21 protein-coding genes and 1 pseudogene are annotated in these 22,506 nt (G+C 74.1%); 8 read left to right on the top strand and 14 right to left on the bottom strand.

Annotation, left to right across the window (positions count from 1 at the left end; all coding sequences use genetic code 11):
* Positions 1 to 36: 36 nt before the first annotated feature.
* Positions 37 to 504, bottom strand: a complete 468-nt coding sequence (locus ACGFX4_RS11970; RefSeq protein WP_393072254.1) for an NUDIX domain-containing protein — start codon at positions 502 to 504, stop codon at positions 37 to 39.
* A 237-nt stretch (positions 505 to 741) separates the two neighbouring features.
* On the opposite strand from ACGFX4_RS11970, the gene ACGFX4_RS11975 reads away from it, so the two are divergent.
* On the top strand, positions 742 to 2,262 hold the full coding sequence (locus tag ACGFX4_RS11975) for an FAD-binding oxidoreductase (protein WP_393072256.1): 1,521 nt from the start codon (positions 742 to 744) through the stop codon (positions 2,260 to 2,262).
* A gap of 320 nt (positions 2,263 to 2,582) precedes the next feature.
* Positions 2,583 to 3,476, top strand: a complete 894-nt coding sequence (locus tag ACGFX4_RS11980; RefSeq protein WP_393072258.1) for a carbohydrate kinase — start codon at positions 2,583 to 2,585, stop codon at positions 3,474 to 3,476.
* A gap of 16 nt (positions 3,477 to 3,492) precedes the next feature.
* Here ACGFX4_RS11980 and gap read toward each other — a convergent pair whose 3' ends face one another.
* From gap to ACGFX4_RS12000, 4 genes are all read right to left on the bottom strand, one after another.
* Positions 3,493 to 4,491: a type I glyceraldehyde-3-phosphate dehydrogenase gene (gene gap, locus ACGFX4_RS11985; RefSeq protein WP_393072260.1), complete on the bottom strand. Its 999-nt coding sequence runs from the start codon at positions 4,489 to 4,491 to the stop codon at positions 3,493 to 3,495.
* 119 nt (positions 4,492 to 4,610) lie between these two features.
* Positions 4,611 to 7,712: an aminotransferase gene (locus ACGFX4_RS11990; RefSeq protein WP_393072262.1), complete on the bottom strand. Its 3,102-nt coding sequence runs from the start codon at positions 7,710 to 7,712 to the stop codon at positions 4,611 to 4,613.
* A 50-nt stretch (positions 7,713 to 7,762) separates the two neighbouring features.
* Positions 7,763 to 8,203, bottom strand: a complete 441-nt coding sequence (locus tag ACGFX4_RS11995) for an Lrp/AsnC family transcriptional regulator (protein ID WP_393072264.1) — start codon at positions 8,201 to 8,203, stop codon at positions 7,763 to 7,765.
* Positions 8,204 to 8,292: 89 nt separating this feature from the next.
* Entirely contained in the window at positions 8,293 to 9,252 is a 960-nt protein-coding gene (locus tag ACGFX4_RS12000; RefSeq protein ID WP_393072266.1) for a GlxA family transcriptional regulator, read from the bottom strand.
* Between the two features lie 126 nt (positions 9,253 to 9,378).
* On the opposite strand from ACGFX4_RS12000, the gene ACGFX4_RS12005 reads away from it, so the two are divergent.
* Positions 9,379 to 9,876: a hypothetical protein gene (locus tag ACGFX4_RS12005; protein ID WP_393072268.1), complete on the top strand. Its 498-nt coding sequence runs from the start codon at positions 9,379 to 9,381 to the stop codon at positions 9,874 to 9,876.
* Between the two features lie 33 nt (positions 9,877 to 9,909).
* Here the strand turns inward: ACGFX4_RS12005 and ACGFX4_RS12010 are convergent, their stop codons facing one another.
* Both ACGFX4_RS12010 and ACGFX4_RS12015 read right to left on the bottom strand, forming a co-directional pair.
* The gene (locus ACGFX4_RS12010; protein ID WP_393072270.1) at positions 9,910 to 10,272 is read right to left on the bottom strand and encodes a winged helix-turn-helix domain-containing protein; all 363 of its coding nucleotides are present in this window, start codon (positions 10,270 to 10,272) and stop codon (positions 9,910 to 9,912) included.
* A complete protein-coding gene (locus ACGFX4_RS12015) occupies positions 10,269 to 10,997 on the bottom strand; it encodes a hypothetical protein (protein ID WP_393072272.1) in 729 nt (242 codons plus the stop codon). Before ACGFX4_RS12015 ends, ACGFX4_RS12010 begins: the two co-directional genes overlap by 4 nt.
* A gap of 74 nt (positions 10,998 to 11,071) precedes the next feature.
* Here ACGFX4_RS12015 and ACGFX4_RS12020 point away from each other — a divergent pair, with 74 nt between their 5' ends.
* The gene (locus ACGFX4_RS12020; RefSeq protein WP_393072274.1) at positions 11,072 to 11,584 is read left to right on the top strand and encodes an isochorismatase family protein; all 513 of its coding nucleotides are present in this window, start codon (positions 11,072 to 11,074) and stop codon (positions 11,582 to 11,584) included.
* Between the two features lie 11 nt (positions 11,585 to 11,595).
* On the opposite strand, the gene ACGFX4_RS12025 is transcribed toward ACGFX4_RS12020, so the two are convergent.
* Both ACGFX4_RS12025 and ACGFX4_RS12030 read right to left on the bottom strand, forming a co-directional pair.
* Positions 11,596 to 12,954: a glutamine synthetase family protein gene (locus tag ACGFX4_RS12025; RefSeq protein WP_393072276.1), complete on the bottom strand. Its 1,359-nt coding sequence runs from the start codon at positions 12,952 to 12,954 to the stop codon at positions 11,596 to 11,598.
* Positions 12,951 to 14,399 carry an amino acid permease gene (locus tag ACGFX4_RS12030; RefSeq protein WP_393072377.1) on the bottom strand — a complete coding sequence of 483 codons (1,449 nt, stop codon included), beginning with the start codon at positions 14,397 to 14,399 and terminating at the stop codon, positions 12,951 to 12,953. Before ACGFX4_RS12030 ends, ACGFX4_RS12025 begins: the two co-directional genes overlap by 4 nt.
* A 248-nt stretch (positions 14,400 to 14,647) precedes the next feature.
* Between ACGFX4_RS12030 and ACGFX4_RS12035 the strand changes: the two genes are divergently transcribed.
* The 3 genes from ACGFX4_RS12035 to ACGFX4_RS12045 all read left to right on the top strand — a co-directional run bounded on the left by ACGFX4_RS12035 (position 14,648) and on the right by ACGFX4_RS12045 (position 17,784).
* Entirely contained in the window at positions 14,648 to 15,388 is a 741-nt protein-coding gene (locus ACGFX4_RS12035) for a FadR/GntR family transcriptional regulator (protein WP_393072278.1), read from the top strand.
* An 82-nt stretch (positions 15,389 to 15,470) separates the two neighbouring features.
* On the top strand, positions 15,471 to 16,343 hold the full coding sequence (locus ACGFX4_RS12040; protein ID WP_393072280.1) for a GNAT family N-acetyltransferase: 873 nt from the start codon (positions 15,471 to 15,473) through the stop codon (positions 16,341 to 16,343).
* Positions 16,344 to 16,569: 226 nt separating this feature from the next.
* Positions 16,570 to 17,784 (top strand): hypothetical protein, encoded by a 1,215-nt coding sequence (locus tag ACGFX4_RS12045; RefSeq protein WP_393072282.1) that lies wholly within the window; start codon positions 16,570 to 16,572, stop codon positions 17,782 to 17,784.
* Positions 17,785 to 17,835: 51 nt separating this feature from the next.
* On the opposite strand, the gene ACGFX4_RS12050 is transcribed toward ACGFX4_RS12045, so the two are convergent.
* The 5 genes from ACGFX4_RS12050 to ACGFX4_RS12070 form a co-directional block, all read right to left on the bottom strand.
* Positions 17,836 to 19,110, bottom strand: coding sequence for an acyltransferase (locus tag ACGFX4_RS12050; RefSeq protein WP_393072284.1), 1,275 nt, complete (start codon positions 19,108 to 19,110; stop codon positions 17,836 to 17,838).
* Between the two features lie 155 nt (positions 19,111 to 19,265).
* Entirely contained in the window at positions 19,266 to 19,811 is a 546-nt protein-coding gene (locus ACGFX4_RS12055; RefSeq protein ID WP_393072286.1) for a hypothetical protein, read from the bottom strand.
* Complete coding sequence (locus ACGFX4_RS12060) at positions 19,808 to 20,236, bottom strand: GNAT family N-acetyltransferase (RefSeq protein ID WP_393072288.1); 429 nt, start codon at positions 20,234 to 20,236, stop codon at positions 19,808 to 19,810. Before ACGFX4_RS12060 ends, ACGFX4_RS12055 begins: the two co-directional genes overlap by 4 nt.
* Positions 20,237 to 20,356: 120 nt before the next feature.
* Entirely contained in the window at positions 20,357 to 20,830 is a 474-nt protein-coding gene (locus ACGFX4_RS12065; RefSeq protein WP_393072290.1) for a hypothetical protein, read from the bottom strand.
* Positions 20,831 to 20,859: 29 nt separating this feature from the next.
* Positions 20,860 to 21,861, bottom strand: a complete 1,002-nt coding sequence (locus ACGFX4_RS12070; protein ID WP_393072292.1) for a DUF6777 domain-containing protein — start codon at positions 21,859 to 21,861, stop codon at positions 20,860 to 20,862.
* On the opposite strand from ACGFX4_RS12070, the pseudogene ACGFX4_RS12075 reads away from it, so the two are divergent.
* Positions 21,821 to 22,506: pseudogene (locus tag ACGFX4_RS12075) on the top strand (hypothetical protein); the annotation flags it as partial. The gene ACGFX4_RS12070 and the pseudogene ACGFX4_RS12075 sit on opposite strands and share 41 nt — an antisense overlap.

Consider the following 22,506-nt stretch of genomic DNA (forward strand, 5'->3'; position numbering starts at 1 on the left):
CGCCATTGGAGGGGCCGGGCCGCCGCGGACGGAGAGTCAGCGTACGACCGGGAACCGCCCCGACCGCCAGTCGGCGACACGCTTGCGGATGCTCGGCACCATCGGCAGCCCGTCGGTCTGCCCGGGCGTGAACCAGCCGACCTCGAACGACTCGTCGGAGACCCGGAGTTCACCGCCCAGCGGGCGACCCAGCAGGCAGATCGAGAACTCCTGGCGGACCTCGCCGTCGTCGTACGCCATCACGTGCCCGGGGTCGGTGTAGGTGCCGACGATCCCGGTGATCTCGATGTCGATCCCGGTCTCCTCGCGCGTCTCGCGGACGCCGCACCCGCCGATGGACTCGCCCAGGTCCATCCGGCCGCCCGGCAGCGCCCACAGGCCGTTGTCGCTCCGGCGCTGGAGGAGGATCCGGCCCGCGCCGTCGACCACCACCACCGAGGCGGCCGGCACCAGACTGTTCGGCGTCGGAGCGTCCGGGTCGTCCTCGTAGTCGCGTCGCGCCACAGCCGGCCGCCTCCCTCCGGAACCGGGCGGACCGCGCCCGCCCACACACCGACAGGGTAGGTGCCGGGCCGTCGTGGTGACGGGATGTCACCTGGGTTGTGGGCCATGGGGAGGACGGTGGGGCCGGAGTGTCCGCGGTTGGGCGCGTTGCGCGGGGGAGGAAGGGACGGGTCGGGGACGATCGAGGCGCGTCGGGTGCGCGGCGGGCGCGCCGGAGCTGGTGGCAGGAGTGGACGGATGGCGATCGGGCGACGGGGGTTCCTGGGGGCGCTGGGCGCGGGCGGGGCACTGGCACTGGCCGGCGGCCGCGAAGCGGTGGCGTACGGGCGCGTGCCGCGGCCCGGCGTGGACGCCTGGCCCGGGCGGGGACGGCGCCCCGTCGTGCCGCCGGACTGGGAGGCACTGCGGCAGCGGCTCGGTGAGCGGCTCGTGATGCCCGGCGACCCGGACTACCCGGTGCAGCGGCTCGGGTTCAACGAGCTGTACGACGGCCAGTACCCGGCGGCGGTGGCGCGGTGCGCCTCGGCCGAGGACGTCCAGGCGTGCCTGGAAGCGGCCCGCGGCCACGGCATCCCGATCGCGGCGCGCAGCGGCGGGCACAACTACCTGGGATACAGCGTGCCGGACGGCGGTCTGGTGATGGACCTGCGGATGATGGCCGACATCGACGTGCGGCCGGACGGCACGGCGGTGGTCGGCGCCGGGGCGCGGCTGATCGAGGTGTACGCGGCGCTGGCGGCCGCCGGGCGCCTGATGCCCGCCGGGTCGTGCCCGACCGTCGGCGTGAGCGGCCTGACCCTGGGCGGCGGGATCGGAGTGCTCGCCCGCAAGTACGGACTGACCTGCGACCGGGTCGCCGGGGCGCGGGTGGTGACGGCCGACGCCTGCCTGCGGCAGGCGTGCGAGAGCAGCGAGCCGGACCTGTACTGGGCGCTGCGCGGCGGAGGCGGCGGCAACTTCGGCGTGGTCACCGAGTTCGACTTCCGGACCGAGCCCGCACCGCTGCTGACCGTCGCCTCGCTGGTCTTCCCTCGCGGCTCGGTGGCGGACGTGCTCGGCGCATGGCAGCCGTGGTCCGCGATGGCGCCGTTCGAAATGTGGGCGAGCTGCCAGGTGTCGGGCGGCACGCCGCCCGGCGCCAAGGTCGTCGCCTGCTGGGTCGGCGACCGGGCCGGCGCCGACGCGCAGCTGGACCGGCTCGTCGCGGCGGCCGGAGTGCAGCCGACCACCCGCAGCGTACGGGAGTTGGACTACCTGAACGCCATGAAGTACATGGCCGGCTGCTTCACCGACACCATCGAGCAGTGCCACCCGGTCTGGGAGGGCGGGGTGCTGCAGCGGACGGGGTTCGTCGCCGGATCGCAGATGATCGGCCGCCCGCTGGATTCCGCCGGCGTGGACGCGCTGGCGACCGGGCGGCCCGGCGTGGACCTGCTGTTCGACTCGCTCGGCGGCGCGGTCGCCGAACTCGCCCCGGACGCAACGGCGTTCCCGCACCGGGCGGCCTCGGCGAGCGTGCAGATCTACATCGGCACGACGGCCGCCGGGCAGCAGGCGGCGACGGAGACGGTCGACGCGATCCGCGAGGGACTCGTGCGGCTCGGCACCTCCGGCGCGTACGTGAACTACCTGGACGCCGACCAGCCGGACTGGGGACGCGAGTACTACGGCCGGAACCTGCCGCGCCTGAAGCGCGTCGCACGACAGTACGACCCGGACGGCGTCTTCGCCTTCCCGCGGTCGGTTGCCTCCGCGTGAGGTGATACGGGGTAACCCGGCAGTCCAGACCGTCCGCGCACAGCTCGACCGCGGCCGGTTCCTGCGCGGCAGGCTCGCCCGGGGCGCCGCGACCGGCGGTGCCCTCGGGCCGGAGACGGCCGCTACCAGGGTGCGGGCCGTCTTCGACGGCGACGGCGTCGCTGTCCTGTGGGCGTGCATCGCGGCAGCGGATCGAAACCGGAGATTCCCATGTGCACAGCTCATGATTCTCCCCGGAGGGAGCCGCGGTCGTGGACCGGGTACGGTGCGAGGGTCGAGGGACGGCAGGCGTCCCGTCCGGGTACCGAAGGGTTCGCAGCATGGGTGAGTCGAGCGGCGCCGGTGACGTCGAGTTCCTCGTCATCGGTGAGTGCGTCGCCGACGTGGTGCGCGTGCCCGGGGAGGCGGATCGGCCGCATGCGGGTGGGAGTCCGGCGAACGTGGCGTTCGGGCTGGCGCGGCTGGGGCGGCGGGTGGCGCTGCTGACGCAGGTGGGGGAGGACGCGATGGGGGCGCTGATCGGGGCGCACCTGCGCGGGGCCGGGGTCGAGGTCCTGACGGACGGTCAGGAGGTGGACACGCCGGTGGCGGTGGTCACCCTGGACGGGCACGGGAAGGCGTCGTACGAGTTCGCGATCGGCTGGAGCCTGCGCCGGCCGGCGGTGCTGCCGCGGGCGCCGCGGGTGCACCTGGGGTCGATCGCGGCGGTGGTGGAGCCGGGCGGTGCGGTGGCGCGCGGGCTGCTGCGGGAGCTGCGGGCGGCGGGGGCGAGCGTGTCGTACGACCCGAACGTGCGGCCCGCGCTGTTCGGCGAGCGGGCGGCCGGGGTCGCGGCGGTGGAGGAGTGCGTGGCGCTGAGCGATGTGGTGAAGGCCAGCGACGAGGACCTGGAGTGGCTGTACCCGGATGTCCCGGTGCGGGAGAGCGCGGCCCGGTGGCTGGCGTCGGGTCCGCGGACGGTGATCGTGACCCGGGGCGGCGAGGGCGCGTTCGCGCTGACCGCGGAGGGCGAGGTCCGGGCGGCGGCCGTGCCGGTCGAGGTGGTGGACACGGTCGGCGCCGGGGACTCGTTCATGGCGGCGGTGCTGGACGCGCTGGCGGACGGCGCGGAGGTGGGGACGGCGCTGGCGGCGGCCTCCGCGGCCGCCGCCGTCACCGTCTCCCGGGCCGGCGCCAACCCGCCGACCGCGGAGGAACTCGCGGCCCGCCGCTGAGCGGCGGGCCGCCGCGTCAGTTCGCGGCGAGCAGGTCGAGGGTGTCGACCACGCGGTTGGAGAAGCCCCACTCGTTGTCGTACCAGGCGACGACCTTGACGTGCTTGCCGTCGACCCGGGTGAGCTCCGAGTCGAAGATCGAGGAGTGCGGGTTGCCGGTGATGTCGGCGGAGACCAGCGGGTCGTCGGAGTACTCCAGGACGCCGGCCAGCGGGCCCTCGGCGGCGGCGCGGTAGGCGGCCAGGATCTCCTCGCGGGTGACCTCGCGGGAGACGGTGGTGTTCAGCTCGACGATCGAGCCGACCGGGACGGGGACGCGGATCGAGTCGCCGGAGAGCTTGCCGTCCAGGTTCGGCAGGACCAGGCCGATCGCCTTGGCGGCGCCGGTGGTGGTCGGCACGATGTTCACGCCGGCGGCGCGGGCGCGGCGCGGGTCGCGGTGCGGGCCGTCCTGGAGGTTCTGCTCCTGGGTGTAGGCGTGCACGGTGGTCATGAAGCCGTGCTCGATGCCGGCCAGCTGGTCGAGCACCGCGGCCAGCGGGGCCAGCGCGTTGGTGGTGCAGGAGGCGTTGGAGACGACGGTGTGCACGTCCGGGTCGTACGCGTCGGTGTTCACGCCGTAGGCGAGCGTCACGTCGGCGCCGTCGGAGGGCGCGCTGACCAGGACCTTCTTCGCACCGGCGTCGAGGTGGGCGCGGGCGGCGGACGCGGCGGTGAACCGGCCGGTGGCCTCCAGCACGATGTCGACACCGAGCTCGGCCCACGGGAGGTTGGCCGGGTCGCGCTCGGCCAGCACCTTGATGCGGCGGCCGTCGACCACCAGGGTGTCGCCCTCGACCTCGACCGGGCGGCCCAGCCGGCCGGAGGTGGTGTCGTACTTCAGCAGGCGGGCGAGCGCCTTGGGCTCGGTGAGGTCGTTGACCGCGACGATCTCGAGCTTGCTGTCCCGCTCGATGAGGGCCCGCACGACGTTGCGTCCGATGCGACCGAATCCGTTGACGGCGATGCGAGTCATGGGGGTTTCTCTCCCGTTTCCGTTCCTTTGCGTTGCCACCAGCCTCGCTCGTCGGGCGCGTCCGTGGCATGGGCGGAAGTGCCACGGTTCGAAAGGATCTCGCCAGGGCGGCGACCGGGCTACCGGCCGGCGGAGAGTTCGGTCAGGGCGAGGTCGAGGGCGGTGGCGAAGAAGTCCGCCGCCTGGGCGTCGAGGCACAGCGGCGGCTTGATCTTCAGGATGTTCAGGTGGTCACCGGTCGGCTGGACGACCACTCCGAGGTCCAGCATCCGGTCGCAGAGCTCGGCGGTCTCCTCGGTGGCGGGCTCCAGGGTGACGCGGTCGCGGACCAGTTCGAGGCCGAGGTAGAGGCCCGAGCCGTGCACCGCGCCGACGATCCCGTGCCGGTCGCCGAGCGCCGCGAGCCGCTCCTTGAGCCGCCCGCCCGTACGCACCGCGTTGCCCTGGAGGTCCTCGTCCCGCAGGGCGTCGAGGACGGTGAGACCGGCGACGCTGGAGACCGGGCTGCCGCCGGTGGAGGAGAAGAAGTACCCCTGGTCGCGGTAGCGCTCGGCGACGGCCCGTGAGGTGATCACCGCGCCGAGCGGGTGCCCGTTGCCCATGGCCTTGGCCACGCAGACGATGTCGGGGACGACACCCTGCTGTTCGAAGCCCCAGAACCATGCGCCGAGTCGCCCGTACCCGACCTGGATCTCGTCGGCGACGGCCAGGCCGCCGTGCCGGCGCACCGCGGCGTACAGCTGCTCCAGGTAGCCGTCCGGCAGCGGCACGCCGCCCGCGTTCCCGTAGTAGCTCTCGCTGACGAAAGCACCCGGCGGCCGGCCGGACGCCGCGAGCTCCTCGACCAGCCGGACCGCCTCGGGTGCGTAGCGGGCCGCCCGCTCACCCCGGTGGCGGCCCCGGTAGGAGTTCGGCGAGTCCACGGTGTGTACCCAACTCGGGCGGGTGGAGAGCGCGTTCGGGTTGTCCTGGAGGGAAGTGGAGATCGCGTCGGAGGCGTACGTCCAGCCGTGGTACGCCTCGCGCAGGGCGACCACGTCGTGCTGACCGGTCGCACCGATCGCCAGTCGGATGCCCAGGTCCACCGCCTCGGAGCCCGAGTTGACCAGGAACACGGTGTCCAGCGGCTCGGGGAGCAGGGCGGCCAGCCGTTCGGTGAATTCCACCACCGAGGCGTAGTGGAAACGGGAGTTGGTGTTCAGCCGGCGCAACTGCCGGGTGACCGCCCGTTCCACGCCGGGGTGGGCGTGGCCGAGCGGCGTGACGTTGTTGACGATGTCCAGGTAGGAGCGGCCCTCGGTCGACACCAGGTGGTGGCGCCAACCGCGTTCGATCCGCGGCGGGTCGGCGTAGTAGTGCCCCTGGACGGTTGCGAAGGAGGCGCTGCGCCGGTCCAGCAGGTCCGGGCGGCCGTCGGCGCCGGTGGCGGGCAGGCCGAGCAGCGGGGACGGGTCGGCGGTGAGGGCCAGCCAGCCGGCCGCGTACTCCGGCCGGACCAGCGCCGGGACGGCCGGTGCGTCGGCGGACCGCAGGGTGATGTGCATCCGGCTGCCGGCCGGCAGCGCCGCGATCGGGTCGCCCGCGTCGAGCGCGGCGCCGGTGACCGGGAGCGGGGAGATCGTGGCGGGGAGGTCGACTTCGAGCACCTGGCCGCCGCAGCGCAGCTCCGCGCGGCCCGGAGCCGAGACCAGCAGCTCGCCGGTGAAGGGCGCCCGCAGCTCGGTGGCGGGGCCGGTCCACAGATCGATGCCGGTGGCGACCGTGGCGGGGGAGGAGAGGGAGAGCGCCGGCGCGGCGGTGAGCCGGGCCTCGGCGTACCGGGTGGCCACGGCGGTGGCGCCGTCGGCCAGCAGTGCGGCGGCGAGCCGGTCCTCGGTACCGGGCTCCAGCCAGGCGCCGCGGTCCATGGCCTCGGACTCGGCCGACAGGTCGAGCAGGCCGATGTCCGCGGGACCGGGTCCGTGCAGCAGCGGGTGGCCGACGGCGAGGTGCTCGGCCCGCGCTCGGGTGTCGGCGGTGCGAGGGACGGCAGCGCGGGGACGGGCCGGGACGGGGGGCGTGGGGGCGGGCGGGGCGTCGGGAGCCGCGGAGACCGAGGCGTCCAGGCTGCCGCGGGCGCCCGGGACCGGGGCTGCGGTCGGTTCGGGCGAGTCCAGTCCGATGGCGTCGAGGATCAGCGCCGTCATGACGGCGGACGGTACGGCGGTGGCCTGCTCGAAGATCCGCCACTCGCGCTCCAGCGCGGCCCGGACGTACGCGTTGCCGGCGTCGACCGCAGCCTGGTGGCGGCCGCTGGCGACCAGCCCGGCGGCGCGCAGCACGGTCAGCGGCCACACCGCCGCGGCCTCGTCGGCGGACAGCGGACGGACCTGGTGGAAGGCGCGCACCGCGGGCAGGACGTGGTGCGGCTCCATGCCGCGGTGGTGCAGCATCGACGACAGGCAGACGGCCAGCTCGGAGACCGCCCAGCTGGTGGTCAGGTCGCCGAAGTCGATGACGCCGTCCGGCTGCGGCAGCCGGCCGTGCGGGTCGCGGACCAGGTTGTCGTCGGTCAGGTCGAGGTGGACGGGCTGCATGGGCAGCCGGGCGGCGAGTGAGGACACCGTGGTCCAGGCGGTGCCCGTGGCGGTCAGGACGGCCGCTCGGCGCTCGGGCTCGGTGATGTGCTCCAGGAGCCGGGCGACGACCTGGTCGGTGTACCGCAGGTCCCACTGGAGGACACGGTCCAGACCGGGATGGCGGAAGTCCCGCAGCGTGGCGCCGACCCGCCCGGCGATCCGACCCATCGCGGCCACGATCGAGGGGGAGAGGTGGCGCGGGCCGGAGAGCGCGCCGCCGGGCAGGTAGCGCAACAGCCGGGCGGTGACCGGTCCGTCCTCGGTGTCGACGACCGCGCTGCGGCGGGTGCCGTCCGGGCCGCGCAGCACGGTCGCCACCCGGAGGTCCGGGTGTGCGGCGGCGAGCAGGTCGGCCGCGGTGTCCTGGGCGTCGACCTCGGTCGCGGTGAACGCCGGATTGGCGACCTTGAGGACGGCGACGGGCGTGCCGTCCGCCTCGCGCAGCAGGAAGTTGGCGTCCTGCTGGCTGCCCAGCTCCTCGGCGTGCACCCGCAGTCCGAAGTGCTCGGCGGCCAGGTTGCGGGCCTGCTCGGTGCCGATCCGGGGCGCGGGCAGGGCGCCGTGGGCGAAGAAGTCGAGGGTGGCGGGCTGGCTGTGGGGCATGCCGGGATCCTGGATCGGTCGGTGGTGGAGGGTGTGCCGTTCGGCGGGTGTCACTGCACGTCCCAGAGGAACCGGTGGGTGTGGATCCCGAAGTACGGGAAGCTCTCCACCGCCGTGACCCCCTCGATCGGCCGCACCACGTCGTTGATGAAGGCCAGCAGGTCGTGCGGGCGTCGGCAGACCGCCTCGGCGAAGAGGTCGAAGCTGCCGGAGGTCAGCACGGAGTAGACGATCTCCTCGTGGCGGGCGAGCTCGTCCGCCACCGTCCGCGGGTCGCCGTCGATGCGCAGGCCCAGCAGACCCATGGCCTGGCCGCCCATCGCCATCGGATCGGTGACGCCGACGACCTGCACCACCTTGGTGTCGATCAGTCTTTGCAGCCGCTGCCGGGCGGCCGACGGGGAGAGCCCGACCTTGGGCCCGAGATCGGCGTACGGGATCCGTCCGTCGATCTGCAGTTCGCGCAGGATCAGCCGGTCGATGTCGTCCATGTCCGGAACGCTACAGAGGATTCGTTCGCATGGCGAGGGGTGGACGCACGATTCGAGCGTCATGACGATCGAATCGTGACCGGAGGCGGTCAGTCGCCCCGGGTGAAGGTCCGGCGGTACTCGGTGGGCGTGGTGCCGAGGATCCGGTGGAAGTGCAGGCGTAGGTTGGTGCCGGTGCCGAGGCCCACGTCGGCGGCGATCTGCTCGACGCTGCGCTCCGAGCGCTCGAGCAGCTCGCGGGCCAGGTCGATCCGGGCCCGCATCACCCACTGCATCGGGGTGTAGCCGGTGTCCTCGACGAAGCGGCGGGAGAAGGTGCGCGGCGAGACCGCCGCGTGCCGGGCCATCTGCTCCAGGGTGAGCGGATCGCCGAGGCGGTGCAGCGCCCACTCGCGGGTCGCCGCAAAGCGCTCGCCGACCGGCTCCGGCACGCTGCGGGGCACGTACTGCGCCTGGCCGCCACTGCGGTAGGGCGCCGCGACCAGGCGGCGGGCGGCGTGGTTGGACGCGGCCACCCCGAGGTCGCGGCGCAGGATGTGCAGGCACAGGTCGATGCCGGAGGCGGCGCCCGCCGAGGTGAGGACGGTGCCCTCGTCCACGAAGAGCACGTTCTCGTCCACGTTGACGGCCGGGTGCCGGGCGGCCAGTGCCCGCGTGTAGTGCCAGTGGGTGGTGGCCCGGCGGCCGTCCAGCAGGCCGGTCGCGGCGAGCGCGAAGGCGCCGGTGGAGATCGCGGCCAGGCGCGCGCCCCGCCGGTGGGCGGCGATCAGCGCCTCCACCACCGACGGCGGCGGGTCCTCCCGGTCGGGGAAGCGGTAGCCGGGGACGAACACGATGTCCGCCCAGGCGAGCGCCTCCAGGCCGTGAGCCACGTGGTAGGACAGGCCGTCGCCGCCCGCCACCAGGCCCGGCGCCGCGCCGCACACCCGCACCTCGTACGGCATGCTCGCGCGGGTGGTGAACACCTGGGCGGGGATCCCGACGTCCAGCGGCTTCGCCCCGTCCAGGACCAGGACGGCCACCCGGTGCAGGCGTTCCGCCGCGCGCATCTCCCCACCTCACGTCGTGTCAGTTCCGCTCCCCACCGTACCCGCGGGGGCGGGCCGAGGATTTTCGAATCGCCCGGCCTCCGTCACCGGTGATCATTAGAGTGACGGACGGGGAGAGGAGTGGCCATGGGGGCACAGTCACTGCCGCGCGAGTACCGGGCGGACAAGAGCAAGGCGAACAGGATCCTCGTCGTCATGGGCGTCATGGTGGTCGGCATCGAGATCGGGGCGTGGTCGATCGACGACCTGCCCGTCTGGGCGAAGCTGCTGATCAGCGGCCTGGCGCTGTCCTTCGTCGTCGTGGTCGCGGCGACGCTGCCGCGCTCCGGCACCACGGCGGACCGCACCGGCCTGCAGATCCACGGGCCGTTCCGGACACGCCGGCTGGCCTGGACGGAGATCGAGGACATCGTGACCCTGCCGATGAAGGCCAACGGCCAGCCCTTCGCGCCCGAGTGGGTCGCGTACGCGTACCCGACCTCCGGGCGGCGGGCCCTGCTCATCCATGTCAACGACCTGCACCTCGGCTCGCGCCACCGCCTCGAGAGCGAGATCGGGCTGCTGTGCGCCGCCCGGGACGAGCTCGGCGGGGCCGAGCCGGTCCCGGACGGGATCGCGGGCTGAGCACGCGGCGGTCGGGCCGGCCGGGCCGGTCGGTCAGGGCGGTGCGTCTCGGCGCTGTGCGTCCCCGCCGGGCTGCTCGGGCTGCTCGATCTGCTGGATCAGCCGCTTGAGCTGGGCCACCTCGTCGCGCAGCGCGCGGTCGCCCGCCGTGGTGAGGGAGAGCCAGGTGCGGGCGCGCTTGCCCTCGTAGCCCTTCTCGACCTTCACCAGGCCGGCCTTCTCCAGGACGGACAGGTGCTGGCTGAGGTTGCCGGCGGTCAGTCCGAGGGTGGTGCGAAGGAAGCCGAACTCCACCCGGCGCGCCTGGTGCGCGACGGTGAGGATGCCGAGCCGGACGCGCTGGTGGACCACGTCGTCCAGGCCGTTGACGGGGTGCTGCTCGGGTGCGGTGCTCATCGGGCGGCGCGCCGTCCGATCCGCTCGGCCAGGCCGAAGCCGAGCGCCCCGAGCAGCAGCAGAGCGCCGGGCACGCCGTAGCGGGGCAGCGCCGACCAGGGCGAGGTCGCGTCGATGCCCGCCCAGCCGGTGGAGAGCGGCACCAGGTCGATCGCCAGGCACGCTGCGGCGAGCAGGAGGAGGACGGGGCTGCGCTCCACCCGGGCCAGCACCAGGAGCGGAACCCCGACGGTCAGGGCACTGCCGGTGAGTCGTTCCAGGAAACGGGTCGTCCCGGCGCCGGGGTCGAGGTGGAGCCCCCAGAAGTCCAGCGGGGTGCCGGGCTGCGGGATCCCGTGCCGGGTGGCCCAGAAGGTGGTGGCGGCCACCAGCCCGACCAGGGCGATCCCGGTGACGACGTACGGCCGGACCCGGGTGCCGACGCCGCGCCGACGCGCGCGCCGCAGGTAGAAGGCCGCCGTTGCGACGTACACGGCGGCGAATCCGAACGCCCAGTAGACCGGGGAGCCCTGGTGGACCAGGGTGCAGCTGCCCTCCGCCGGGCAGGGGACGGTGCTCACCCGGAAGGTCAGGCGGCCGACCAGGATGCCGCCCAGGGTGAGGGCGCCCAGCAGGAGCAGCGGGAACCAGGTGCCGCGCTGGGCGGTCCGGACCCGGCGGGTGAAGTCGCCGAGCTCGGAGAGGACTTCGCGAGGCGTGCCGGAAGGCATCGATGCGTCTGTCATGCAGTCAGCTTTGCATCGCAAACCAATTGGGGCAAGAGGAGGTACGGGTGCGATCCGTCGGCTAACCTGCGACTGTGACCACCCTTGACCGCAGCCGCTGCGCCCTCGTCCTGATCGACCTGATGGAGCGGATCGCCGCGCTCCCGCTCGAACCGCGCAGCGGGGACGAGGTGGTGGCGGCGTCGGCGGAGCTGGCGCGACGCTTCCGGGCGGCGGGCGCGCCGGTGGTCGCGGTCCGGGTGGAGCGGCCCGGGGTCGCCGAACAGCCGCCCGGCAGCGGGCTGGTGGCGGAGATCGCCGAGCTCGCCGACGCCGTCGTGGTGAAGCGGACCATCGGCGCGTTCTACGGCACGGAGCTCGACGGGCTCCTGCGCGCCCGGGGTGTGGAGACGGTGGTGCTGGCCGGCATCGCGACCAACCTCGGGGTGGAGTCGACGGCCCGGGCGGCCGCCGACCACGGCTACGAACTGGTCTTCCCCGAGGACGCGCTCGCCGGGCTGACCGCCGCCGAGCACGAGGCGGCCGTCGGGCTCGATCTGCCGCGCTTCGGCGCGGTGGTCAGCTGCGCGGAGATCGAGCTCGGCTGAGGTCATGGGCCTTACAGGCGTTCGAAGTTGCGGCGGCGCTCCCAGTCGGTGACGGCGGCGTCGTAGGCGGCGAGTTCGGTCCGTCCGGCGTGGGTGTAGTGCTGGACGACGTCCTTGCCGAACGCCTCGGTGGCGGCGGCGCTGTTCTCGAACAGGGCGACCGCGTCGCGCAGGGTGGCGGGCACCCGGGGCGCGTCGCTGGCGTACGCGTTGCCGGTGAACTCCGGTTCCAGCTCCAGCTGTTGCTCGACGCCGTGCAGGCCGGCGGCGATCAGCGCGGCGACCGCGAGGTACGGGTTGACGTCGCCGCCGGGGACGCGGTTCTCGAAGCGCAGGGACGGGCCGTGGCCGACCACCCGCAGCGCGCAGGTCCGGTTGTCCCGTCCCCAGGCGACGGCGGTCGGGGCGAAGCTCCCGTCGACGTACCGCTTGTAGGAGTTGATGTTCGGCGCGAGGAGGAGGGAGAACTCGGCCAGGCAGGCCAACTGTCCGGCGAGGAAGTGCTCCATGGCGCGGGAGAAACCGTGCGGACCGTCGCCGGGCATGACGGGGAGGCCGGCCTCGTCGCGGAGGCTGAGGTGGATGTGGCAGGAGTTGCCCTCGCGCTCGTTGTACTTCGCCATGAAGGTCAGGCTCTGGCCCTCCTGCGCGGCGATCTCCTTGGCACCGGTCTTGTAGACGGTGTGGTTGTCGCAGGTGCGCAGCGCGTCGGCGTACTTGAAGGCGATCTCGTGCTGGCCGAGGTTGCACTCGCCCTTGGCGGATTCGACGACCAGTCCGGCGCCGGCCATCTCGTTGCGCAGGCGGCGCAGCAGGGGTTCGATCCGGGCGGTGCCGAGGATCGAGTAGTCGACGTTGTACTGGTTGACCGGGGTGAGCGCCTGGTAGTTCTTCTCCCAGGCCTGCTCGTAGGTGTCGCGGAAGACGATGAATTCGAGCTCGGTGCCGACGTGCGCCGTCCAGCCGTGGCCGGCGAGGCGTTCGAGCTGGCGCTTGAGGACCTGGCGGGGGGAGACGGCGACGGGCCGCCCGTCGTGGTGGGCGAGGTCGCACTGGACCATCGCGGTGGCCGGGTGCCAGGGCACCATCCGCAGCGTGCCGAGGTCGGGGACGAAGACCAGGTCGCCGTAGCCGCTGTCCCAGGAGGAGACCTCGTAGCCGTCGACGGTGTTCATGTCGATGTCCACGGCCAGCAGGTAGCCGCAGCCCTCGGCGGCGTGCGGGACGACGTCGCTCAGGAAGTACGAGGCGGCGACGCGCTTGCCCTGCAGGCGGCCCTGCATGTCGGTCATCGCGAGCACGACCGTGTCGACGGCCCCCTCGGCGACCAGCTCGCGCAGGCGGTCGAGCGTCAGGGTCGGCTGACTCATGTGGTGCTCTCCTCTGCAGGTGCGCCCGCCGGTCCGTCCTGCGGCACGAGGCCGTGGACGCGCGGGCCGGTGAACCAGTGCCGGGCCGAGACCAGCCACCACAGGCCGGCGAAGCCCAGCACCACGGCGACCGCCACGGGGGTGTAGTTGAAGCTGACGGCGGTGATCGGGTTGACGGTCGGGAGCATGAACAGGACGGTGATCACGGCCGTCCAGCCGACCGCGACGGTGCCGATCATCCTGCTCCAGCGGCCCAGATGCCACGGGCCACGCGGGAAGGCGTCGCCCTGTCTCAGCCGGAGGAAGGTCGGGATGACGTACGAGATGTACAGGCCGATCACCGAGATCGAGGTGACGGCGGTGTACGCGGTGGAGTTCCACAGCGCGGGCAGTCCGAGCAGCAGCGCGCCGCCGGTGGCCAGCCAGACCGCGTTGGTCGGGGTCTGGGTGCGCGGGTCGATCCGGTGCCAGAGCTTGGAGCCGGGCAGTGCGCCGTCCCGCGAGAAGGCGTAGATCATGCGGGAGTTGGCGGTCACCGAGGCCATGCCGCAGAAGAACTGGGCGCCGATCACGATCAGCAGCAGCAGCTTCGCGCCGGTGGTGCCGACCGCGTCGATGAAGATCTGCGCGGGCGGCACGCCGGTGGACGAGGAGAGCGCGCCGTCGTAGTCCTGGATCGCGAAGGTCAGGCCGAGCAGCAGCACCCAGCCGGCGACCAGCGAGACCAGGATCGCGTTGACGATGCCGCGCGGGCCGGAGCGGGCCGCGTCGTGGGTCTCCTCGGTCATGTGCGCGGAGGCGTCGTACCCGGTCAGCGTGTACTGCGCGAGCAGCAGGCCGAGGCAGGCCACGTAGAAGCTGCTCCGGAAGCCGGTGTTGTTGACGAACTCGGTGAAGACGAAGCCCACCGACTGGTGCTTGGACGGCAGGACCGCCAGCGCCCCGACGATGACCGCGACGCCGGCCACGTGCCACCACACGCTGACGTTGTTCAGCAGGGCCACCAGCCGCACGCCCCGGGTGTTGAGCAGCCCGTGCAGCAGCAGGATCACCGCGAAGATCGCGATGGTGTGCTCCGGCGTCGCCGCGAAGCCGAACTGCAGGTCCAGGAAGGCGTTGGTGAAGAACGCGGCGCCGTAGTCGACGCCCGCCGTCACCGCGACCTGGCCCATGAAGTTGCACCAGCCGGTGAACCAGGCCGCCGCCGGGCCGTTGCGCCGGGCCAGCTTGGCCGACCAGTAGTACAGGCCGCCGGCGGTGGGGAAGGCCGAGCAGATCTCGGCCATCGCCATGCCGACGCACAGGGTGAGCAGACCGACCAGCGGCCAGCCCCAGGTGATCACGGCGGGGCCGCCGGTGTTCAGGCCCATGCCGTAGAGCGTGAGGCAGCCGGAGAGGATCGAGACGATGGAGAAGGAGACCGCGAAGTTGGAGAAGCCCGACATCGAGCGGGCGAGCTCCTGGGTGTAGCCGAGCTCGCGCAGGCGCTGCTCGTCGTCGGAGAGGCCGGTGGAATCCACCGGAAACACGGCTGTGCGATGGTGCTCGGGAGACTGCTGCTCTGCTGTCATGCGCAACCCCGGGGGTTAATGGTCCGATTCCGTTCCATTGAGGATGCGCCGTATCGTTCACCCCCGGCGGCACCCCCGTCAAGGGGTGCGCCCCGCCCCGAACGGGTGGGTACGATGCCCGGGTGGACGAGGCAGCGCGCGCACCGATGGACGGGCAGGTCGACGCCGCCTTCCGCCCGGTCCGCACCGGCAACGCCTTCGAGGAGACCGTCGAACGGCTCCTCCAGGCGATCAAACTCGGCGTGGTCGCCCACGGCGAGCGCCTGCCCGCCGAACGCGAGCTCGCCGCCCGCCTCGGCGTCAGCCGCGAGACCCTGCGCGAGGCCCTGCGCTCCCTCCAGCAGGCCGGGTACGTCGAGTCCCGGCGCGGCCGCTACGGCGGCACCTTCGTCACCTACCGCCCGCCCGCCCCCGACGTCGGCGAGCTGCGCCGCGCCGCCGAGGACCTCGGCGCCGAACTGGAGGACGCGCTCGCCTACCGCCTGGTCCTGGAGACCGGCGCCGCCGAACTCGCCGCCCGCCGCGAGCTCACCGCCGAGCAGCGCGAGTACCTGCTGCGCCGCCTGCACGACGCCGACAGCGCCGGGCCCGGCGAGTACCGGCAGTGCGACTCCCGCTTCCACCTGGCGATCGGCGAACTCACCGGCTCGCCCTCGCTCGCCGCCAGCATCGCCGACGCCCGGATGCGGCTCAACGACCTGCTCAACGCCATCCCCATGCTCGGCCGCAACATCGACCACGCCAGCGAGCAGCACCACGCCGTGGTCCGCGCCATCCTGGCCGGCGACCCGGCCGGCGCCCGGCGCACCACCGAGGAGCACCTGGAGGCGACGGCCACCCTGCTGCGCGCCTTCCTGGCCTGAGCCTCCGCCAAAACCCCTTGCCACAGCGGCGTCCCGGTGATTGCGTGCTCGCGAAACGATCACCGCACCGGCTGGAGCCGCCTTGACCCTCCGCACCACCCCGACCGTCACCGCCGTCCCCACCGACACCGACGACCTGCTGCGCTGGCGCACCGACGACGCGCCCGCCGGCACCGCCGCGCTGCGGCTCTACACCGCCGCCGGGCAGGAGCACCTCGTCGAGCTGACGATCGACGTCCGGCCCGAGGACCGCCGCCGGGGCGCCGCCACCGCACTGCTCGCCGCCGCGATCGACGCCGCCCGCGAGCGCGGCCGGCGCACCGTCCTCGCCCAGGCCGAGGCCGGTACCCCCGCCGACGCCTTCCTCGCCGCACGCGGGTTCCGGGCCGTCCTCACCCTGCTGTACTCCCGCCTGCCGCTCGCCGACACCGACCGGGGCGCCCTGGACGCGCTGGTGGCCCGGCCGCACCCCGGCTACCGCCTGGTCTCCTGGGTGGGCACCGTGCCGGACGCGCTGCTGGAGACCTTCACCGCCTCCCGCCGGGCGATGGACGACATGGCGATGGACGATGCCGACCTCGGCACCGTCACCTGGGACACCGAGCTGGTCCGGGCGATCGCCGAGAAGGTCGCCGCCCGCGGCGAACTCCTGCACACCGTCGCCGCCGTGGACGCGTCGGACGGCTCGATCGTCGGCTTCACCGAGCTGGTCGTCCCACAGTCCCGCACCGGCGACGCCCAGCACTACGGCACCGGCGTGCTGCCCGAGCACCGGCGACGCGGCCTCGCCGCCTGGATGAAGGCCGAGTCGATCCGCTGGGCACTCACCGAGCAGCCGTTGTTGGAGGGACTGCTCACCGACACCGCCCGGTCCAACACGGGCATGCGCGCCGTCAACGACGCCCTCGGCTACCGGCCGACCCACACCACGGTCCAGTACCAGCTGGAACTCTAGGGTCCGCGGGAAAGTGTCGATTCCATTCTGCCCGGTCGACCGCCCCCGGCGGTAGGACCGAGAGCACGTCGGTTCGATCTTGTCCCGGCCCCGCGTCGACCCGCAGACTCGTCCGCATCCACTCCTGACCGCGCGTCGGTTCCCCTGCCCGGGGAGCCGACGTGCCGCGTCGTGCTGCCCCGCCGTCCGGCGGGGCAGCGGAGCGGACGGACGAAGGGGGACCCTGATGACCGACGACCTGACGACCCGTGCCCGCACCCTGCTGCTCAGCACCGACGAGCCCACCCTCCTCCAGCAGGTCTGGGCCTACCGGCTCCTCGCCCCGGCCTCGCCCGCCGTCTACCGCCCCAAGCTCACCCGCGCGCTCGTCCACCTCAGCCACTCGGTCCTGGACGACCACGCGGCCCGGCACGCCCTGCTCGCCGAGGCCCTCGAAGCGGCGGACGGACTCCACCCCGACAACCCGGACCGCAACCCCGCGCTCCACACCGCGCTCGACGCGCTCCAGACCATGCACGCCGAATTCGACGACCACGAGCAGTGGCTGACGCTCAGTCGGCACCGTGTCGACCTCGCCCGGTCGTCCGGCGGCCCCGCCTTCCTGGCCGGTGCCCTGTACGCGCTCGCCACCGCCCTCGCCGGGTGCGGCCGCTTCGGCGAGGCCGCCGACGCCCTCCACGAGCAGCGCCGTGTGCTCCCGCCCACCGCGTGGGACCGGGATCGGTACCTGCCGCAGCTGAGCGCCCTGCTGAGCGCCGCCGGACGTCCGGCCGAGGCCCACCTCGCGTACGGCGAGCACGCGGCCCGGCTCGCCGCCGCGGCGACGGAGAGCGACGGGCACCCCGTCCTCGCCGTCCGCGCACTGATCCAGCACGCCCGACTGCTCGACCGCGACGGCCGGACCGCCAAGGCCGCCGGCGCCCGCGCCGATGCGGCATCGCACCTGCGGCACCTCGCCGCGGTCACCGACCAGCGCTCCTACACGGTGGATCCGGACGGGTGCGCCGACCAACTGATGGTCGCCGCCGACCCGGACCAGCCGGCCTTCTTCCTGCACGACGGCTTCCGGACACCCCGCGCCCGCCGCGCGGTCGCGGACCGGCTCGCCGACCTCCGGCAGCGGGTCGACCGGCTCGGCCCGCTCGCCGAGGCCGACCCCGCGACCCACCTGCGCCCCCTGGTGGACCTGCACCGGCGTCTCACCGCCGCGACCGCCCTCGGGATCACCGCCAGGATCACCACCGGCCCCGGGTGGTGGCAGCTGGACCCCGCCCTACCGCCGGCCGACGGCACCGTCGCGCTCGCCGAACTGCTCACCGCCCACGGCCTGGACCCGGACGGCAGCCGGCTCGCCGAGGCCCTGCTCGACCGCGCCTGCCTGCTCACCACGCTGCGCCGCCCCGCCGACGCCCTCGCCGACCTCACCCGCGTCGGCGGCTGACCCCCACCCCCGGCTGAGCCGCGCCACCGGCTGACCCGGGCCCGGCCCGGGTCAGCCCGTCCCGGCCGCCTCCGGCGCGACCGCCGCGCGCGCCGGGGGCAGCAGCACCAGCGCCGTCCCCGCGGCGAACCCCGCCACCGTCCACCCCGCCGGGGCACCCGTCCTGGCCAGCCCCTCCCCCGCCCACACCGTCAGCGCCCAGACCGCGCAGGCCAGTCCGGCCAGTCCGGCCAGCACCGCGTACGGCTGCCGGACCTCGGCCTGCGGACGCACCGCACCGCCCACCCGCAGCAGCGCCCGCTCCAACGGCCCGAGCACCGCCAGCAGCCCGACCAGGAAGAGCACCAGCACCGCGATCCACACCGGCCGCCATGCCCACCACGCGCCGGAGCCGACCACCGGCTCCGGCGCCAGGTCGGTCAGGTAGAACGCGGCGGCCGCCACCAGCACCGGCACCATGTGCCACAGGTACAACGTCATCGACACCCGGCCGAGCGGCCGGACCAGGCGCCACAGCCACTCGGCCCGCAGCGCCCGCTCCATCGCGGGCGCCGCCAGCAGACAGAGCGCGCACTGCGCGAGCACCCAGGCGAGCATCGCGAGCGACGGCGGGTCGGTGTTGCCGACCTCCTCGGTGCTCACCAGGATCAGGCTCACCGGGAACGGCCCGTACGCCACCAGCGCCGCGAACGCCGCCGCCCCGGCCCCGGCCACCGCCCACAGCAGCGGCCGGCGCGCCGCCAACCGGCCGTCCTCCCAAGCGAACCCGAGCTGGTAGGCCACCGCCCACACCAGGACGTAGTTCGCGGACCCGATCCAGCTCCCGCGATCCGCCAGGTCGACGAGGTCCGCCGCCACGGCGAGCACCGCCAACGCCGCCGGGGCGGCGAGCCCCCAGCGCCGGTACGCCGCGTACAGCCACGGCGTCAGCGCACTGACGATCAGGTAGACCGGCAGGAACCAGAACTGCATCGCCAGCGCCCAGCCGACCATGCCCAGCAGCCCCGGATCCACCCCGGCCGCGCGGCTCACCGCCAGGCACGCCACCGCGATCGCCACGTACGCCGCCGCGGGCAGCAGCAGCCGCACCGCACGGCCGCGGATCCAGCCCGCCGCCCCGCCGCCGGCCTCCCGGTGCCGGCGCCAGGAACCGGCCGCCGCGTACCCGCCCGCCAGGAAGAACACCGGCATGATCTGGAACAGCAGCGTCAGCCACTGCGTCCACCCCACCGTGGCCAGCAGCTCGGGCGCGGTGATCGTCCCGTCCGGGTGGCGGACCAGGGCGGTGATCACCCAGTGCCCGAGCACCACCATCACGATCGCCACGCCCCGCAGGAAATCGACGTACCTGACCCGGCCCACGCAGCCCACCGTCCCCCGTCTCGAACCGTCGGCCCACTATGGTCGTACCGCAACGGCCCGGTCCAGCGCCACACGGTTGCGATTCGATCTCCGGTCCGCCCCGCTCCTCGGGCACCACCTCACCCGGCGGCACCGATCCCGAACTCGCCCAGCAGAGCGATGAGTTCAGCCCGCCCGGTGCGGACCAGCGCGCCGCCGGTGAACCGCGGGTCGTCCGTCACCTCGGCCACCGTCCCCGCCGGTACCGCGAACGCCGCCGCAGCCGCGTCGTCCTCGAACTCCGCCTCGGCCAGCACCAACCCGGCCAGCGGCCCGTCGAAGACGTCCACGCCCAGCGGCGGCAGGCTCAGCCTGGTCTTGCGCAACTCCCGTGCCTCCAGGGCCGCGAACACCCGGTACTCGTCCTCCGACAGGTACGTGTTGGTGATCAGCCCCTGCACCGCGCCGCCGCCCGGCCGCTCCGCCGGAACCTTCTGCGTGAGCTTCCACACCCGTTCGCCCACGCCCTCCTGCTCCACGGCCCGCAGCCGCATCCGGGTGCCCGTCAGGTAGCGGTCGGTGATCCGCCGCACCGCCGTCGCCCCGGCCGGGTCGGGCGCCCCGGCAAGCAGGAAGCGCCGCTCCCGCTCGACCCGCGCGTACTTGCCGGCCACCGGCGCGGTCACCCGCCCGCCCCGGGGATGTACATCAGCCGCTCCGGGTACGGGAAGGGCTCGAACCCGACCCGGGCGTACACCTCGTGGGCGTCGACGGTGGACAGCAGCAGCCGCTTCAGCCGGTACGGCGCCAGGTGGTCGCGGACCGCCTCGGCCAGCTGCGTCCCCAGACCCCGCCCCCGGTGCGCCTCCTCCACGTACACGTCGCACAGCCACCCGAACGTCGCCAGGTCGCTGACCACTCGCGCGTACCCGACCTGCCGCCCCTCCCCGTCGTACGCACCGAAGTTGATCGAAGCGGCCGCCGCCCGCCCGATCGTCTCCCGGCTGCGCCCGAGCGCCCAGAACGCGCCGGTGGACAGCCAGTGGTGGACCAGATCCAGGTCCACCCGATCCGGGTCGGTGGAGATCTCGTACGGACTCACAGTGCTCATGCCCTCGATCGTACGCAGCCGTTGCCCCCCACCCACAGCTCGGGAACGGCTGCGACCTGGCGGCGGCCGTCCGCGGGTTGCGAGCCGTCCGGCGGTGTGCCGGTCGGCCGCGCGGGCCGGTCAGCGTTCCGGGAGGCGGGCGAGCTCGCGGGCCCACTCGTCGGCGGCGGCGCGCAGCATCCGGTCCGTGCAGCGGATCTCCACCACGGCGGACGGCAGCGCCGTCTGCTCGTGCTCCTCCGCCCAGGGCGGGGCGGCGGCCAGCGCGAAGTGCACCCGTACCACGGCGGTCCGCTCGTCGCGGGCGGCGAGGCTGAAGCCCAGCACCGGCTCCAGGAACTCCACCCGCCCGTCCTCGTCGTCGGCCGCCGTGACCGGCACCCGCCGGTCCGCGACCGCGCGCAGCCAGCGCGGGACGCCCTCCGCCTCGAAGCGCAGCATCGCCGGGTCGGCGAACCGCCAGCTCCCGCCGGGGGTCGTCACGTCACCCCGGACGATCAGCCAGTTGTCGTCGAACTCGTTGCCCATCGGCGTGGGGAACTGGTACCGCACCGGACTCAGTTGGAGGTAGTGCGCGTCGTCGGCGAGGATCACCGCCCCAGCATGCCACGCCTGCGCCGCCGCTAGTCCCCGCTGCCCGAGGCATTCGCGGACACCCCACCAACCGGACCCGAGGAGTTCACACCCGACGCGGATCCGCCCGGCGCGGAGCTCCCGTAACTCGCCCCGGAAGCGGGCGAGGCGGGCGACTTCGGCGCCCCGGGGGCCGAGCCCGGCGAGGAGCCGGGCGAGCCGGGGCTGTACGGCGACGACCCGGGCGAACCCGGCGACGCCGGCGACTTGCCCGAGGACGGGCCGGACGACGGACCCGAGGACGGCCCCGACGAAGGACCGGACGGCGAGGCCGACGAACTGTAGTCGCCGCCGCCCGTCGTCCCGACCGGCCGGTCGAAGTGCCCACCGCTCTGCGGGTCCGTCAGCACGATCACGTCGGCCGGCGCCGGCGCGGGCTGCACGATCACCACATCGGTGCCCTTGAACGTCGACCACGCCTCGCCCTGGTACGAGGGCGAGGCGGTCACCGACGCCGGCGGCAGCAGCGGGTTCCCGCACGCGCAGCGCACCCGCGGCACGCCGTACGAGTCGACCAGCACCGCCGTACCGGACTGCAGCACCGCCTGGTACGGCGTGGCCGCGCCGTCCCGGTAGCCGTGGTTGGTGACCCGGGTGTCGGCGCGCAGCACCACCGGGGTCAGGCCCTTGAGGTAGCCGTCGATCGCGTCGGGCGTGATGCTCTCCACCTTCGCGAACGCCTGCGCCTTGTCCGGGTTCTCCTTCAGGTAGCCGGACAGCTTCGGCACGTCGCAGCTGGCCAGCTTCTGGCTGCCGCCGTAGAGGCCGGCCGTGCCGCCGTTCACCACCTCGCCGCCCGCGCTGGACGCGGACGCCGAGTAGCTGGTCGCCGGCGCGGACGCGTACGCGGACGTCGCCACGGTATTGGCCACCGACCCGGTGAACGGGTCCTGTCCGACGGCCGCCACCGGCTGCAACGCGACCTGCTCGCTGCCGGCCGCCTGGGTGGTGGTGCCGCTCCCGCTGTTCGACGACTGGTTCGCGAACACCACGCCGAGCACCACGGCCGCCACCGCGACACCCGCCCCCACGGCGACGATCCGCGGGTTCCGCCACCACGGCGGCCGGCCGCCCCCGCCACCACCAGGGGGCACCTCCCGCAGCGGCGGCTCACCGGGCGGCTTCCCGCCCCCGCTCCCGCCGGCCGCCGGCGGCACCACCGCACCGCCCGACGGCACCGAGGCCGGCGCGGTGCCCTGCCCCGACCCCTGCGGCGACAGCGGCCCGGACGGCGGCCCCACCGGCTGCTCCCCCGACGCCTGCGAGTCCCCGTACATCCCGGCCGGCGGCCACGACGGCCCGCTCGCCCCGAACTGCGGCGGCTCCGACCCCCGCGACCCACCTGACGGCGGCGGCTCCGACCAGGCCCCGTCCTCCTCGGCCCCGGGTTTCGGCGCCCCCGTCCACCCCGCCGACCCCATCGCCGCAGCCGCTCCGGCAGCCGCCGCAGCCGCCCCCCACCCGCCGCCGCCGCTCTCCCCCTCCGAAAGCTGCGTCTCGTCCCCCGCGTCCCCACCGGCCGGCGCAGACCCCGTCCCGGGCGGCGGCTCGGCCGCAAACTCCGTCTCCTCGCCCGGCCCACCCGACGGCGAAGCAGCCAGCTCCGTCGGCTCGTGCCCGACCACCGGCCCACCGGT

This window comes from Kitasatospora sp. NPDC048365 (assembly GCF_043200835.1).
GTDB classification, from domain to species: Bacteria; Actinomycetota; Actinomycetes; order Streptomycetales; family Streptomycetaceae; genus Kitasatospora; species Kitasatospora terrestris.